This is a genomic window from Brevibacterium sp. 50QC2O2 (assembly GCF_024580675.1).
Lineage (GTDB): Bacteria > Actinomycetota > Actinomycetes > Actinomycetales > Brevibacteriaceae > Brevibacterium > Brevibacterium moorei.
On the sequence record NZ_JANIJZ010000006.1, the window covers coordinates 1 to 14,650 of the forward strand.

At 66.5% G+C, this 14,650-nt stretch carries 14 protein-coding genes and 2 rRNA genes; 14 read left to right on the forward strand and 2 right to left on the reverse strand.

Features of this window, described 5'->3' with window-relative positions:
- Both NQ038_RS06385 and rrf read left to right on the forward strand, forming a co-directional pair.
- Window positions 1-187: ribosomal RNA gene (locus tag NQ038_RS06385) — 23S ribosomal RNA — on the forward strand; the annotation flags it as partial.
- Between the two features lie 179 nt (window positions 188-366).
- A 5S ribosomal RNA gene (rrf, locus tag NQ038_RS06390) occupies window positions 367-483 on the forward strand.
- A gap of 195 nt (window positions 484-678) precedes the next feature.
- Here the strand turns inward: rrf and NQ038_RS06395 are convergent.
- On the reverse strand, window positions 679-1,500 hold the full coding sequence (locus NQ038_RS06395) for an aldo/keto reductase (protein ID WP_257046638.1): 822 nt from the start codon (window positions 1,498-1,500) through the stop codon (window positions 679-681).
- Between NQ038_RS06395 and NQ038_RS06400 the strand changes: the two genes are divergently transcribed.
- Window positions 1,489-2,316, forward strand: coding sequence for a Sir2 family NAD-dependent protein deacetylase (locus NQ038_RS06400; RefSeq protein WP_257062149.1), 828 nt, complete (start codon window positions 1,489-1,491; stop codon window positions 2,314-2,316). The two genes, NQ038_RS06395 and NQ038_RS06400, sit on opposite strands and share 12 nt — an antisense overlap.
- Window positions 2,317-2,550: 234 nt before the next feature.
- Here NQ038_RS06400 and NQ038_RS06405 read toward each other — a convergent pair whose 3' ends face one another.
- Window positions 2,551-3,882 (reverse strand): hypothetical protein, encoded by a 1,332-nt coding sequence (locus NQ038_RS06405; RefSeq protein ID WP_257046636.1) that lies wholly within the window; start codon window positions 3,880-3,882, stop codon window positions 2,551-2,553.
- On the opposite strand from NQ038_RS06405, the gene NQ038_RS06410 reads away from it, so the two are divergent.
- From NQ038_RS06410 to NQ038_RS06460, 11 genes are all read left to right on the forward strand, one after another.
- Complete coding sequence (locus NQ038_RS06410; RefSeq protein ID WP_257046635.1) at window positions 3,805-4,602, forward strand: hypothetical protein; 798 nt, start codon at window positions 3,805-3,807, stop codon at window positions 4,600-4,602. The two genes, NQ038_RS06405 and NQ038_RS06410, sit on opposite strands and share 78 nt — an antisense overlap.
- Window positions 4,603-4,646: 44 nt before the next feature.
- A complete protein-coding gene (locus NQ038_RS06415) occupies window positions 4,647-5,669 on the forward strand; it encodes an HAD-IIA family hydrolase (protein ID WP_257046634.1) in 1,023 nt (340 codons plus the stop codon).
- Window positions 5,659-5,832 carry a hypothetical protein gene (locus tag NQ038_RS06420; protein ID WP_257046633.1) on the forward strand — a complete coding sequence of 58 codons (174 nt, stop codon included), beginning with the start codon at window positions 5,659-5,661 and terminating at the stop codon, window positions 5,830-5,832. Before NQ038_RS06415 ends, NQ038_RS06420 begins: the two co-directional genes overlap by 11 nt.
- Window positions 5,829-6,632 (forward strand): TlyA family RNA methyltransferase, encoded by an 804-nt coding sequence (locus tag NQ038_RS06425; RefSeq protein WP_257046632.1) that lies wholly within the window; start codon window positions 5,829-5,831, stop codon window positions 6,630-6,632. Before NQ038_RS06420 ends, NQ038_RS06425 begins: the two co-directional genes overlap by 4 nt.
- Entirely contained in the window at window positions 6,632-7,555 is a 924-nt protein-coding gene (locus tag NQ038_RS06430; RefSeq protein ID WP_257046631.1) for an NAD kinase, read from the forward strand. The genes NQ038_RS06425 and NQ038_RS06430 overlap by 1 nt, the downstream gene beginning before the upstream one ends.
- The gene (recN, locus tag NQ038_RS06435; RefSeq protein ID WP_257046630.1) at window positions 7,552-9,246 is read left to right on the forward strand and encodes a DNA repair protein RecN; all 1,695 of its coding nucleotides are present in this window, start codon (window positions 7,552-7,554) and stop codon (window positions 9,244-9,246) included. Before NQ038_RS06430 ends, recN begins: the two co-directional genes overlap by 4 nt.
- Before the next feature lie 22 nt (window positions 9,247-9,268).
- Entirely contained in the window at window positions 9,269-10,108 is an 840-nt protein-coding gene (steA, locus tag NQ038_RS06440) for a putative cytokinetic ring protein SteA (protein WP_257046629.1), read from the forward strand.
- A gap of 13 nt (window positions 10,109-10,121) precedes the next feature.
- Complete coding sequence (locus tag NQ038_RS06445; RefSeq protein WP_257046628.1) at window positions 10,122-11,039, forward strand: copper transporter; 918 nt, start codon at window positions 10,122-10,124, stop codon at window positions 11,037-11,039.
- Window positions 11,040-11,155: 116 nt separating this feature from the next.
- On the forward strand, window positions 11,156-12,286 hold the full coding sequence (locus NQ038_RS06450; protein WP_257046627.1) for a group 1 glycosyl transferase: 1,131 nt from the start codon (window positions 11,156-11,158) through the stop codon (window positions 12,284-12,286).
- Between the two features lie 17 nt (window positions 12,287-12,303).
- Entirely contained in the window at window positions 12,304-13,971 is a 1,668-nt protein-coding gene (locus NQ038_RS06455) for a CTP synthase (RefSeq protein ID WP_257046626.1), read from the forward strand.
- 6 nt (window positions 13,972-13,977) lie between these two features.
- Window positions 13,978-14,640: an NUDIX hydrolase gene (locus tag NQ038_RS06460; protein ID WP_257046625.1), complete on the forward strand. Its 663-nt coding sequence runs from the start codon at window positions 13,978-13,980 to the stop codon at window positions 14,638-14,640.
- Window positions 14,641-14,650: the final 10 nt, after the last annotated feature.

The following is a 14,650-nucleotide window of genomic DNA, read 5'->3' on the forward strand; positions in this document are numbered from 1 at the left end:
CTGCCAAGGGCATGGCTGGTTTGCTACGTTCGGGAGGGATAACCGCTGAAAGCATCTAAGTGGGAAGCCTGCTTCGAGATGAGGTCTCCTTTAAGGTGTCCTAGAGATGATGGGGTTGATAGGCCAGGTGTGGAAGATGGGTAACCATTGGAGCTGACTGGTACTAATACACCGTTCACTCACCCAAACAACACTCGTGCGGGTTTTGTATCCGTGTGGGGTGTGTGGTGGGTTGGGTAACACGAGTTAAACAACGAGCGTAAGAGTTATGCATGGCCCCGTGTGGGGGTTGGTGTTCACGTCTACTAGTTTCACTGCACGATCCAGTGACGTACACGCATGCGTGTGTGTGTTGTTCTGTGGTTTTGCGGTGGTGAGAGCGTTGGGGAAACGCCCGGTCCCTTTCCGAACCCGGAAGCTAAGCCCGATTGCGCTGATGGTACTGCATGCGGGAGTGTGTGGGAGAGTAGGTCACCGCCGCATTTTTTTTGAATATCTGATGGTCTTCTGGCTTGTAGCCACCCCGTGTGGGTGTGCTCGCTGGGGGACCATCAGTGCATTCACGGGGGTGTTTTTCGGGGTGTGGTTTCACTCGTGCACTGGTGGTGGTAGGACGCGTGTGTTTTGCTGCCACACGTGCACGAGTGGAGCCACACCCCGGTAGAGGTGAACGGTGGTTCAGAACTCCTGGTAGCGGCGGGGGTCCTGGTCCTTCAAACGGCCGTCGGGCCGGCCCAGTGCGGTGATCGCTTCTACCTCTGCCGGAGTGAGCTCGACTTGTGCGGCTGCGAGATTCTCCGCTTGGCGCGAGGAGTTAGCCGACTTCGGGAGTGGCAGCGATCCAATCGCCAGATGCCATGCAAGGAGGATTTGTGTGGGCGTGGCGCCGTGTGCCGTGGCCGCAGCGACCACCGGAGCCGCTGACTTGAGGTCGTTTCCCCGCCCCACCGGTGACCACGCCTCTGTGATGATTCCGTGGTCGGCGTTCCACCGCAGCTCGTCGACCTGAGGGAAGTACGGATGCAGCTCGATCTGATTGACTGCGGGCAGCACGCCCGTTTCACGTTGTAGCCGCTCGATGTGTTCCGGCAGGAAGTTGGAGACTCCGATGTGCTTGACGAGCCCGCGTTCCTGCGCGCTGATGAGTCCTTGCCAAGCCTGGACGTAGAGGTCTTCGAGCGGGTTGGGCCAGTGAATCAGGTAGAGGTCGATGTGGTCCAAGCCCGTGCGCATGACCGATTCCTCGACGGTGTACTCCACCTGGTCCCGTGCATGGTGGCGCCCGGGGAGTTTCGAGGTCACGATGATCTGGTCGCGTGGTACCTGGCTGGCACGGATGGCGCGTCCGATCGCGCCCTCGTTCTCGTAGTTGAACGCCGAGTCGAGAAGGCGGTATCCGTTCTCCAACGCCGAGATCACCGCGCGGGCGCCTTGGCTGCCTCGCAGCTTGTATGTTCCGAGTCCGATCTCCGGTAGTTCTAGGCCGTCATGAGCCCGCATGCGCTTCGTCCTTTCGCTGGGATCCGGTTCTACGTCTATCCTAGACAGGTGGCCGTAGATTCGTCCGGGTCCACTGCAGGACCCGGCCCAGGAACAAGTTCACCGAGTGTCGTCTTCTTCACCGGTGCTGGTATCAGCACGGCCGCAGGCATTCCCGATTTCCGCGGTCCCGCCGGGGTGTGGACGTGCGATCCCGATGCTGAGCGGACTTCGACCCTGTCGCTTTATTTATCGGACGAGGCCGTGCGGCGGGCCGCCTGGCAGCGTATTGCGGCCTCGCCTGTGTGGGAGGCGGAACCGACCGCCGTTCATCGCGCGATCGCCTCTGAACTCGTCCGTGATCCCCGCGCCGTGGTCATCACACAGAATACCGATGGCCTTCACCAACTGGCCGGCGTCCCGGCCGACCGGATCATTGAAGTGCACGGCAACGTCCGGTACTGGCGCTGCGAATCCTGTGCCGCAACCGGCGATATGATGGACATGGTCATGCGTGTTCGCGCGGGTTCCGTTGATCCCCGCTGCCCGGAGTGCGGCGGAATCGTCAGGGCCCGCACGATTCTGTTCGGCGAGGCCCTCGACGCCGAGGTGGTGGATCTGGCCTTCGAACTGGCCGGCGGGTGCAGGGTCCTCTTGGCACTGGGTACATCCCTTACCGTTGCGCCGATCGCCGAGCTTGTCCCGACCGCAGTCCGCGCCGGGGCCAGAACCGCTATCGTCAATGCTCAGCCGACGCCGTTCGACTCCCTTGTCTCGACCGTGGTGCGTGGCAATGTTCAGACTGAGCTGGCCGGCCTGCTTTCGGCTTCGCAGTAGTACTTGCGAGCGGGAGCGTGCGGTCGAGTTCTGCGGTGGAATTGGCCACATCGGGGGAATAGGCCGGGTTCGGGTGAGGGCAGGCGGGCTCGGAGCAACTAGAATAGGTAGAACCCGGGTTCGGGTCCGCGAGCATTAGCTCCCCAAGGGCCGCAGGGACAACGGGAAGTCAGCAGTCCAATAGGGAGTAGCGTGCCGAAGTCAGACGATCGCCGGTCATACGGAGACGGACAATCACAGAACAGGGGCCGGGGTCAGCGCCGCGGTGACGGCCCGAAGAAGTACAACCGTTCCGATAACCGGGGAGATCGCTCGTTCGACCGGCGGGGTGAGGACAGGCGGGATCGCCGGGACGGCCGTCCGTCCGGTGACGGGCGTCGCTACTCGGACAATAGGCGCGGCGGTTCGGAAGGTCGTGCTGAAGGACGCCGCGATTTCGATCGCCGGGGCTCCCAAAGGCGTGATGATCGCGGATTCGGGACGGCGCGTGACAACGGCGGCTACCGTGATGACAAGCGCGGCGGCTACCGCGCGGATGATCGGCGCACCGATCAGAGGAACAGCGGCGGCGAAGAACGCCGTTTCGACCGTGATCGGAAGTTCTCCGGCGACAGGCGTGACGACCGTCGTGGTGGGGGCCGCGGGTTCTCCGGCGACCGCCGAGACGAGCGGCGCGATAATCGTCGCGACGGTGACCGTCGCGATACTCGATTCCAGCGCGACGACCGGCGCAATGGCGCGGACCGGCGTAATGAGCGCTTCGACGACCGCCGTGGTGGCGACCGGCGGCGTGACGATCGGCCCCGTTTCGACGGCGATCGCCGTTTCGACGACCGTCGGAACAAGCGTGAGGGCTTCGAACGCCGCGACGACTTCCGCGGCGACCGCCGTAACGGCTCCGGCCGTGGACCGCGTCGCTTCGACGGCGATCGCAGGCACGATGATCGGCGCCATGATGATCGCAGAGGCAATGATCGCCGTTTCGACGACCGGCGCGGCAATGACCGCGATTACCGCGGTCGCGGGGACGACCGGCGGTTCGATGACCGCCGCAACAATCAGCACGACCGCGGCGATGACCGGCGCGGTAACGGCGGCGAGGGCCGTCGTTTCGACGACCGGCGCAAGCACGACGGTCGATTCGACCGCGGCAACCAGGACCGACGCGATGACCGGCGCGGCCGGGATTTCAAGGAGCGTGGTCCCCGCTCGAATGGCCCGCGCAATCGTGATGACTGGAAGCGCGGGGACAAACAGCACTTCGAGGATCGCCCGCACAAGCCCAAACGGATCGAACCGGATCTGCCCGAGGACATCACCGGTCGTGAACTCTCCGGCGAGGTTCGCGCACAGCTGCGCCCGCTGGCCAAGGACAACGCCGAGGTTGTCGCGCGGCAGCTGGTCGCCGCCGGTCGGCTCATCGACAGCGACCCCGAGGCCGCACGCGAGTTCGCCCAGGCGGCTGTCAACCGTGCTGGTCGGATCGGCGTGGTCCGCGAGGCGCTTGGCCTGGTCGCCTATGAACTCGACGATTACGACACCGCGCTGCGAGAACTGCGTACGCACCGTCGGATCACCGGATCCAATGACAACCTGGCCCTGATCCTGGACTGCGAGCGTGGACGGAAGAACCCGGCGAAGGCCCTTGAACTGTTCGAGGAGATCGACCGTTCCACACTCAGTGATGAGGAATGGGTGGAATGTGTGATCGTCGCCGCCGGCGCACACACCGACGCGGGGAACATGCAGGGTGCCAGGGACCTGATCGAGGCCCAGGGGTTCACCGGTCACAAGCCGGCGGCCATCGTTCGCCTGCTGTCGGCGTACAGCGATCTGCTGCGCATGACCGGTGAGCGCGAAGTGGCCGATAAGTACGAGGAGCTGGCCCGCCGCACCGCTAGGTCCAACGCGGTCGTCTTCGGCGACGAGGAGATCGACCCGAACGAGGGCATCGAGATCTTCACCGTCGAGGAAGAACCAGAGGAAGAGGAAGTCGCAGAGCTCGCGCAGGCCGAAGACGAGCCCGCGAATGAGCAGGGCGCTGATGCCGCGATCGTGCGGGCTGAATCAACACAGGCGGAGACCACCGGGGCTGAGCCGGCAAGTGCTGAGACCGAAGCCGTGGTCGAGGCGAAACAGTCGGACTCGGAGCCATCTTCCCCGACGCCGGAACAAGCCGATTCGCAGGCCGGGCCCGAGGTCGCCTCGCCTTCAACCTCCTTCGCCCAGGAGGTCGAAGACGAGGTCGACGAGATCCTGCGCGAAGCGGGCCTGACCGAGGACTGATTCGCTAAGGGCCCCGGCCCTGGACCTACGGAGTTGAACTACCGGTGATCACTCGCTCTGCCCTCGAACCCGACTTGGTCATGCTCGATCTCGACGGGGTCGTCTATCACGGTGCACGCGCCGTCGTCGGAGCCGTGCCGGCACTGCGCGATTTCGCCCGCCGCGGTTTGCCCTACGCGTTCCTGACGAACAACGCCTCCAGATCTCCTGAGACGGTGGCCGAGCAGATCGCGGAGTTCGGCGTGCCCGTGCACCCGGCCCAGGTGCGCACCTCGGCCCAGGCCGTGGCGCAGGCTCTGGCCCAGCGCCTGCCGGTGGGGGACTCGGTCGCCGTCTTCGGTGCCCCTGCCCTGGCCGAGGCCGTGGCCGGGGCGGGACTGCGGGCCGTACAGCCGCCGGAGCTGCCGCCGGAGGCGCGGCTTTTAGAACAACCGCCGGCTGCGATCGCCATGGGGTACAGCGCACAATTACGTGCCGGGGACCTGTGCGCCGCCATTTCGTGTGTCCGCGCTGGATCGGGTTTCTGGGCGACGAACCCCGACCCCTCGGTACCGGGTGAACACGGCGTCTATCCGGGTAACGGAACCTTCGTCGACATCGTCGAGCGTTTCACCGGGGTCCCGGCGCGGATCGCGGGCAAACCCGCGCCCTTCCTACCTCAGCAGGTCATCTCCGAATACCGTGCGCAGCGCCCTGTCATGGTCGGGGACAGATGCTCGACGGATATCGCAGCCGGTCGAGCAGCCGGCTGTCTGAGTGTTCTGGTACTCACCGGCATCGACGATGTGCACGTTGCGCTGCAGGCGCCGGCGGAGCAGCGGCCCGATAGGATTGTGGCGGACCTGCGGGATCTGCTACGCCCCCTGCCCGCAGTCGAGGTGTCCGGTGACACGGCTGCCTGCGGCAGTTCCAGTGCCCGGCTGGTCGCCGGTCGGATCGAAGCGCGGGGACCGGCCGAGGGCGCCGTACAGGCGGCTTTGGCCCTGAGCCGAGCACGTGGTGGGCTTCCACTGGATCCGGGAAACCTGCCACGGCGCTTCACAGCGGAGGAGCTTCATGACGAATGATCATATGCGGACCCGGACGGAACCCGCTGACCGGGACTCCACCGGCGGGGGGCCCTGGCGGGCCGAACTCGCCGAGTTGGCCGTGTCCCAGGATCCCAGGGCTCTGGTGCGCGGCGCCCATGGACTGATGGATCGTCTGGAAGCGGAGCTGAAAGAGCTGTGAGTGCTCTCAGACTCGACTCTGCGCTGGTCGAGCGCGGACTGAGCACTTCGCGCAATCGCGCAGCGCGGGAAATCGCCGCCGGCAATGTGCTCGTCGACGGCAGCAGGATCGTCAAACCGGCGCACCGCGTCGACGGAACAAGCCGGATCGAGCTGCTGGCCGAGGATCCGTGGGTGGCACGGAGTGCGCACAAGCTGTTGGGTGCGATCGAGGCCTTCCACTTGGACTCGCGGATCGCCGGACGGATCTGCCTGGACGCCGGCGCTTCGACCGGTGGTTTCACCCAGGTGCTCCTGCACCACGGAGCCCGCCTGGTTCACGCGGTTGACGTCGGACACGATCAGCTGCACCCCAAGCTGCGCGCCGATGCGCGCGTGCACGAACTCTCCGGTCACAACCTGCGCGAAATGACACCGGACTGGTTGGGTACAGACCAGCCGGTGGACCTGGTCTGCGCCGATGTGTCCTTCATCTCCCTGACCCTGCTGATCGCCCCGCTGCTGGGTGTCCTGGCCGCCGACGGCCGGATGGTGCTCATGGTCAAACCACAGTTCGAGGCCGGGCGGGGCGCCCTGGACAAACACGGCGTGGTGACCGACCCGCGGCGGCGCGCCCAGGCAGTGGCACAGGTGGCCGAAGCGGTGTTCGCTGCCGGTGGCGCGGTGGCCGGATGGGCGCCCTCGCCGCTCCCGGGGCCCGCTGGGAATAGGGAGTATTTTCTCCTAGTGGCACCTCATTCACTAGGATCGCAGGATGAGGAACCCGCGCGCATAGCCCGCGCCATCGTGAAGGAGGGATAGTGGACCGCAGCATCGTATTGGCCCTGCACCCGCATCGGGAGGCGGCCCGCAGAGCGGCTCTGACCGTAGCGACGATGCTTCAACGCGAAGGCATCACACCGGTCATGTTGGCCGGCGAGCACGCGGCCCTGATCAGCTACACCGGCCCGATCGACACCCACATCCATGTGGTCCCCGACGATTACATGTCGGGCACACACGGTGATTCGGAACTCGTCATGGTGCTCGGCGGGGACGGCACCATGTTGCGCGCCGCCCGCCATTTCCATACCTCGCAGGTTCCGATTATGGGTATCAACCTGGGGCACATCGGCTTCCTGGCCGAGTCGGAGCGCAAGGATCTCAAAACGGCCGTGCACCGGGCTGCGAACCGCGAATACACCGTCGAGGCGCGGATGGCCGTGGACATCACGGTCAGTCACGGCGACGAGGTGATCCACCAGGACTGGGCGCTCAACGAGGTCACTCTGGAGAAGAACCGGGAGACCGCCATGATCGAGGTGGTCGTCGGCGTCGACGCCCGCCCTGTGTCGTCCTTCGGTTGCGATGGCGTCATCCTGGCCACGCCGACCGGTTCGACGGCCTATGCCTTCTCCGCCGGTGGCCCGATCGTGTGGCCGGAAGTCGAGGCACTGCTCATGGTGCCGATCAGCGCCCACGCGCTGTTCGCCAAACCGCTGGTAGTCTCCCCGTCATCGCGGCTGGGCGTTGAATACCTCGATCGGCGCCCGGCGGTGCGGGCCAGTCTGTGGTGCGATGGCACGCACACCTTCGATGTTCAGCCGGGCAGCAGGCTCGAGGCGGTCCGCTCCGCGGCCCCCGTCCACTTCGCCCGGTTGAACCTGGGACCGTTCACCGACCGCCTGGTCGGCAAGTTCCAACTGCCCGTTGCCGGCTGGCGTGGGCCCCAGGACGCAGCATGATCCAATCACTGGGGATCGACAACCTGGGCGTCATCACCCACACGGAGGTCGAGGTGGGCCCCGGCCTGACGGTGGTCACGGGGGAGACCGGTGCCGGTAAGACGATGTTCGTCACCGCATTGGGCCTGCTGATCGGCGGGCGAGCCGACTCGCACGCAGTGCGGGCCGGGGCGAAGCGCGCCGTCGTCGAGGGCGTCTTCGACATCACCGGGATGGACTCGGTGCGGGAGCGGGTCGCCGACGCCGGCGGCGAGGCAGACGACGAGTTGATCGTCAGTCGCCAGATCGTGCCGGGGGGCCGGGGCAGGGCCACAGCGGGAGGCCGTACGGTGCCGATGGGAGTACTGGCCGAGGTGGGCCAGGAACTGGTCAGCATGCACGGTCAGACCGAACAGCTGCGGCTGAAGTCCACGGCCAGGCAGCGCGAACTGCTCGACGGCTTCGGCGGTCGGGAGCTCGCCGGGCTGCTCGCGGATTACCGTGCCGCCTATGCCCAGTGGCGGGATCTGCGGGCAGAGGACGAACGCCTGCGGGAGACCTCGGTCGAGAGGGCCGGACGCATCAACTTCCTGGAATCCGCCCTCGAGGCCATCGACGCGGTGCGCCCGGCCCCTGGCGAGGACGCCGAACTCAAAGCCCTGGCGGCCAAGCTCGCCGCGGCGGAATCCCTCAAACAGGCGGTCGGAACGGCCCACGCGTCTCTGGTGGGCGACGACTTCGCCGAAACGGAGAACGTCTCCGACCTGCTCGGACGGGTGGCTGCGGACCTGGAACGGGCGGCCGCCGATGATGAGGTACTGGGTGAGCCGGCGGCACAGGCCACCGATCTGGCGATTCGGGCGGCCGATCTGGGCGCGGAACTCAGTGCCTACCTCCAGGGCTTCGACGACCTGGAGGGCGCGTCCCTGCAGGAAACGGAGGAGCGCAGGGCGCAACTGGGATCCCTGGCCGCCTACGGCCCCGATGTCGAGGCGGTTCTGGAATTCGAGGAGCGGGCGGGTCGCGAACTGTTGGACCTGCGCGGTGGCGATGAGTGCCTGGGACTCATGCAGGAACGCCTGAACGCGGCGGAGGAGGCTCTGCGCACCGCCGCGGACTCTCTGCACGAGGCCCGGGTGAAGGCCGCGGGGGAGTTCTCCGTCTCTGTGTCGGAGGAACTGCGTGCCCTGTCCATGCCGAAGGCGAAGGTCGGCTTCGCGGTCGAGCCGTGCGAACCGGCGGCGCACGGAGCCGACCAGATCAACCTGTGGTTCACCGCCCACGAGGCACAGGCCCCCGGGGAGATCGGCCGGCTGGCCTCCGGTGGCGAGCTCTCGCGGGTGATGTTGGCGATCGAGGTCGTCACCGCGCGCAGGGTGCACTTCCCGACCTTCGTCTTCGACGAGGTCGATGCGGGAGTCGGCGGAGCCGCTGCGATCGAGATCGGCCGTCGTCTGGCGCGCTTGTCCGTCGGCAGGCAGGTGATAGTCGTCACCCATCTGGCGCAGGTCGCGGCCTGGGCCGACAACCACATCACGGTGCGCAAGGAGGACGGCGAAGACGGTGCGGTCTCCGGGATCACCCGGCTCGACGGGGCCGAAAGGGAAGCCGAACTGGCCAGGATGTTGGGTGGGATGAGCGAATCGCAGGCAGCCCAGGCGCATGTGGTCGAGCTCATATCGCAGGCTGAAGAGGGCAAGTCGGCCTTCTAGGACATGGCAGAATAGAGCAATCATGACGGAGCAAGAGACAAACCGCCGGAGCGCGGAATTCGACGATGCCGTCGCCGAATTCTCCCAGGCAGTGACGGAGACGACCGACGATGTCGCGGCAATCCTCGACCGTGATATCCCCCTGCCGCCGGAGCTTTCGGTCGAGGGCACGGACCGCCACTTCCTCATCGTCTCCCAGGGCAGCCACTATAAGGAAGACCTGGCGATGCTGGGCAATTACATCCGTGAGTACAAACCGGTACTGGTGGGTGTCGGCGGCGGTGCGGACGCGCTGGTCGAGCTGGGCTACAAACCCGACCTGATCGTCGGCAATCTGGACGCCCCCGGGGAGTCCGCGATCGTCACCGGCGCCCAACTGGTCATCCATTCCACCCCCGAGCACCCCGGCAACGGTGCGGCCCGACTCGATCACCTGGACCTGCCGTACACGACCTTCGAGCTGCGCGGCAACGACGAGGACGCGGCCTTCGTCATCGCCGATGGCCTGGGTGCCCAGCTGATCGTCGCAGTGGGTTCGAACGACACCGCCACCGAGCTGCTCAAGCAGGAGCGCCGCGACATCGCCTCGACCCTGTTGACGCGCATGCGGGTGAGCACGAAACTCATCGATGCCAAGGGACTGGGCCTGATCTACCACCGGCGCATCGGCGTCTGGCCCCTTGTGTTTCTGCTCGTCGCCGGCCTCCTCGCACTGGTGGCGGCACTGGCCGTGACAACCGCCGGACAGACCGTACTGGGCCTCATCGGCGCGCAGTTCGACGGTCTGTTCGGATGGATCCGCTCGCTTTTCACCGGCACCTCCACAGCGGCGCTGAGCGCGCTGCACCTCGTGCGTCTCTAAGGGAGAAACAGTCTTGGTTGATTTCCGCTACCACCTCGTCTCACTCGTCTCCGTGTTCATGGCCCTGGCCGTGGGCATTGTGCTGGGCGCAGGCCCCCTCAAGGCCCCCATCGGGGATTCGCTGCAAAGCCAGGTCGACTCCCTGCGCACCGACCGCGACAAGCTGCGGCAGGACGGGGAAGTCAAGGACACGCACCTCAAAGACGATTCAGATTTCATCATCGCCTCGGCCCCGCGCCTGCTCAAGGGCACGCTCAAGGGCAAGACGATCGCGCTGGTGCGCACCCAGGGCGTTGATTCCAAGCTCGTCGACGCCCTGGAGAACCGACTGGGCGAGGCCGGGGCCAAAGTGGTCCAGGCGATGACTCTGACGGACAAGACGCTTGACGAGCAGGCGGCGACGGACTTGACCGGGCAGCTGCACACGCTCGATTCGAGCCTGCCGGACGATGCCGCCCAGGCGGTGCCCCAGGCGATGGCAAGGGCCGTGGGCTTCGGTTCGGGCAGCGCCAAGTCGGTCGATGCCAATAAGGCCGCGGAGCTGCAGAAGGCGCTGGGCAACGCCGGCCTGATCCGTGCGGGAGACACGGCCAAGGCCAACGGTGTCCTGGTGGTTCTGCCCCAGCAGGACACTGCAGGCTCGGAGGAGTCCTCGGCCGCGCTCGACGTGGGCGACGGCGCCGATCTGAGCGTCGATGTGGCAAGCCTGCTGCCCAGCGTGGCGGCAGCACCCGAACGCGGCGATCAGGACGGACAACTGGCGACCCTGCGCAGCAAGGAACAGCGGTTGACCACCGTCGATTCGCTCGGGCAGGCGACCGGCCCCGTGATCGTGTCCCTGGCGCTGGCCGATGTGCTCGGCGGCGGGCGGGCGGGAGCATACGGATTCGGCACCCAGGCATCCCGCCTGGCGCCGGGTTTCGGCCGCTGACCGCAACAGCGCGGTGCCCGGACACGGACTCGGGGGTCGGACCGACCGGCCGGGCCCGGGCCGGGCGGCCGCGGACTAGAATGGGCGACAAAGCAACTGCGTCGAAGGGAACTCCCGTGTCCGAAACCGAAATCGAGCTTGCCAGATCCACCAGGATCCTGCACATCCTCACGGAGTCCGACTCGGTCTTCGCGGAATCCGCCCTCATTGCGATTTCGGCACAGGCCGCACAGGGACTGCACGTGGCAGTCGCCGCCCGCCCCGAGGTGCTCGACGCCTTGGGGCTGATCGAATCGGGCACCCTGCGGTTGATCGAACTGCCGGTCCACAGTCAGGCCCACCCTGCCGACCCGAAGGCGGCCTTCGCCCTGCACAAGCTCTACCGGCACATTGATTTGGTACACGCACATGGCCTGCACGCCGCGGCACTGGCGGGCCTGGGCCTGACCGGCCTGCCGAAGTCCATGCGCCCCGTCATCGTGGACACCGTGGGCAATGAACGTGGATCCGATCGGTTCTCGGCTTCACAGCGCAGGTTCATCGGACGTACCGCGACCCGCGTGTTGGGTTCCAACGCCGCAGTGGTCGAGGAGTTCGCAGCCGCCGTGCCGGAGGCCACCAGGGCACCGTTGGCCCGCCCCGACGTGATCCGCAACCTGGCGCCGGCCCATTCTTCGCGGACCGTGCGCAAGCAGCTGGGGATCGCTTCCGATGTGGTGTTGGTCGCCAGCCCCGTGGCCCTGGTCGACGGGGATGTGCTGACGACGATCGCGGAGGCCGCGTTGCGTCTGCCGGCAGCCCGCGCCGATCGTCGCTGGGCGTTCGTCTTCACCGGCACGGGCCCGGCCCGCACCACCCTGGAGACCGAGATCGCCGGCCGGGCCGAGCACGTGTACGTGGCCTCGCCCTCGCAGGCGGTCGACGTGCTGGCCGCGGCCGAGGTCGTGGTGGCGGCCGAGCAGATGTCTACGGTGGACGCAGCGGGCGTCATGCAGCTGCGCCGCCCCGTCGTCTTCGTCGGCGCCGATGAAGACGCGGCGGCTTACGGCCAGACCGCGGTACGGGTCCCGGCCACCGACACCGGTGCGCTGCTGCACGGAATCGAGTTCTATGCGGACCGTCCCACGATCCGCACGCAGATGGCCTTCGCCGCAGCGGACCGGGTGCTGGCTACCACAGATGTGGCGCAGATCCCCGCTCGTGTCGAAGCCGACTACAGCCTGGCCCTTGAGGCCGGGGTCCGCTGACGATAGGATTGAATCCCGTGGTAAATCGAATCTCAAACAACGGCCAGACGCCTGTGCGTCACATCTTCGTTACCGGCGGGGTCGTCTCCTCCCTGGGCAAGGGCCTGACGGCATCATCTCTGGGCCACCTGTTGCGGCAGCGGGGCATCAAGGTCGTCATGCAGAAGCTGGATCCCTACCTGAATGTGGATCCCGGCACCATGAACCCGTTCCAGCACGGCGAGGTCTTCGTCACCGACGACGGTGCGGAGACCGATCTGGACATCGGGCACTATGAACGTTTCCTCGACATCAATCTGGATGGTGGCGCGAACGTCACCACCGGTCAGGTCTACTCCACGGTCATCGCCAAGGAACGGCGCGGCGCCTACCTGGGCGACACCGTGCAGGTCATCCCGCACATCACCGATGAGATCAAGTCGCGGATGCGGGCCCAGGCCAATCGGGAGGACGGGAACACCCCCGATGTGATCATCACGGAGATCGGCGGCACCGTCGGCGATATCGAATCGCAGCCCTTCTTGGAGGCCGCACGGCAGGTCCGTATGGACCTGGGCCGGGAGAACGTGTTCTTCATCCACGTCAGCCTGGTGCCCTATATTGCGCCCTCGGGAGAGCTGAAGACCAAGCCGACCCAGCACTCGGTGGCCGCCCTGCGCTCGATCGGTATCACCCCCGATGCGATCGTGCTGCGCTCGGATCGGGAACTGCCCGACAGCATCCGGGCCAAGATCGCAGGCTCCTGCGACGTCGATCTGGACGCGGTGGTCTCCTGTGTCGACGCGCCCAGCATCTACGACATCCCGAAGGTCCTCCACAACGGCGGCCTGGACGTCTATGCCATCCGCAAGCTCAACCTGCCCTTCCGCGACGTCGATTGGGAACAGTGGGACCGGGTGCTCGAACGCGTGCACTTCCCCAAGCACCACCTGACGGTGGGCCTGGTCGGAAAGTACATCGACTTGCCCGACGCCTACCTGTCGGTGACGGAGGCGCTGCGCCACGGTGGTTTCGCCAATGATGCGAAGGTCTCCATCAAGTGGATCGCCTCCGATACCTGCCGGACCCCCGAGGGAGCGGCGGAGGCGCTGGAAGACGTGGACGCGATCTGCGTACCCGGCGGCTTCGGCATCCGTGGCATCGAGGGCAAGCTGGGCGCGCTGCAGTTCGCCCGCGAACACCAGGTGCCGACCCTTGGCCTGTGCCTGGGACTGCAGTGCATGGTGATCGAATACGCCCGCGACGTGCTGGGCATCGAGGGTGCTTCCTCGACGGAGTTCGACCCGGAGACGGCAGAACCGGTCATCGCCACGATGGAGGAACAGCAGTCCTACGTCTCCGGTGAAGGAGACCTGGGCGGGACCATGCGGCTGGGACTGTACGAGGCCAAACTGGCGGAGGACTCCATCGTCGCCGAGGTCTATGGATCCACCAGCGTGCACGAACGTCACCGTCACCGCTACGAGGTCAACAACGCCTACCGGGATCGTCTCGAAGCCGCTGGTCTGCGGATCTCGGGTACCTCGCCCTCGGACGAACTGGTGGAGTTCGTGGAACTGCCCAAGGAGTCCCACCCCTACTACGTCTCCACCCAGGCGCACCCAGAGCTGCGTAGCCGGCCCACCCGACCGCACCCGCTGTTCGCGGGTCTGGTCAAGGCCGGGCTGGAGCAGAAGGGGATCTGAATCGCGATGACCGAGTTGCGTGATGAGCTCGAAGCCGCTCCCGTGGTGGAATCCCGGATCGCCTATCCCGGCGTCATCTGGGATATCCGCTCGGAGACCTTCACCCTGCCCGAGGCCCCGCGGCCGATGTGCAGGGAGTTCACCGCGCACACCTCGGCCGTGGCGATCGCCGCAGTCGACGCCCAGGACCGGATTCTGCTGATTCGGCAGTACCGCCATCCGGTCCTGGCCAGGGAATGGGAGATCCCCGCCGGCCTACTCGACCAGGCCGGCGAGTCGGGCCGCCCCGCGGCGGCCCGCGAACTGTTCGAAGAGGCGGATCTGCGCGCCGCAGAATGGTCGGTGCTGGCAGACCAGTACACCACTCCGGGCAGTTCCTCGGAGGTCCTGCGGATCTTCCTGGCCCGCGGCCTGTCCGCCGTGCCCCAGGAGGAACGGCACGCGCGCGAGGACGAGGAACTCGGCATTGAGAAGCGCTGGGTCGATCTGTCCGATGCCGCTGCGGCCGTGAGCGCCGGTGGTATCCTCAACGCCACCTGCCAGTTGGCCGTCCTGCACGCCGAAAGGGCAAGGGCCGCCGGCTGGACCGGACTGCGGCCGGGGGATGCGCCCTGGCCCAGTCTGGAGCATATCCGGGCGGCCGGTCACGCCCGTATTCCCCGGGGCTGAGGTCTGCGGC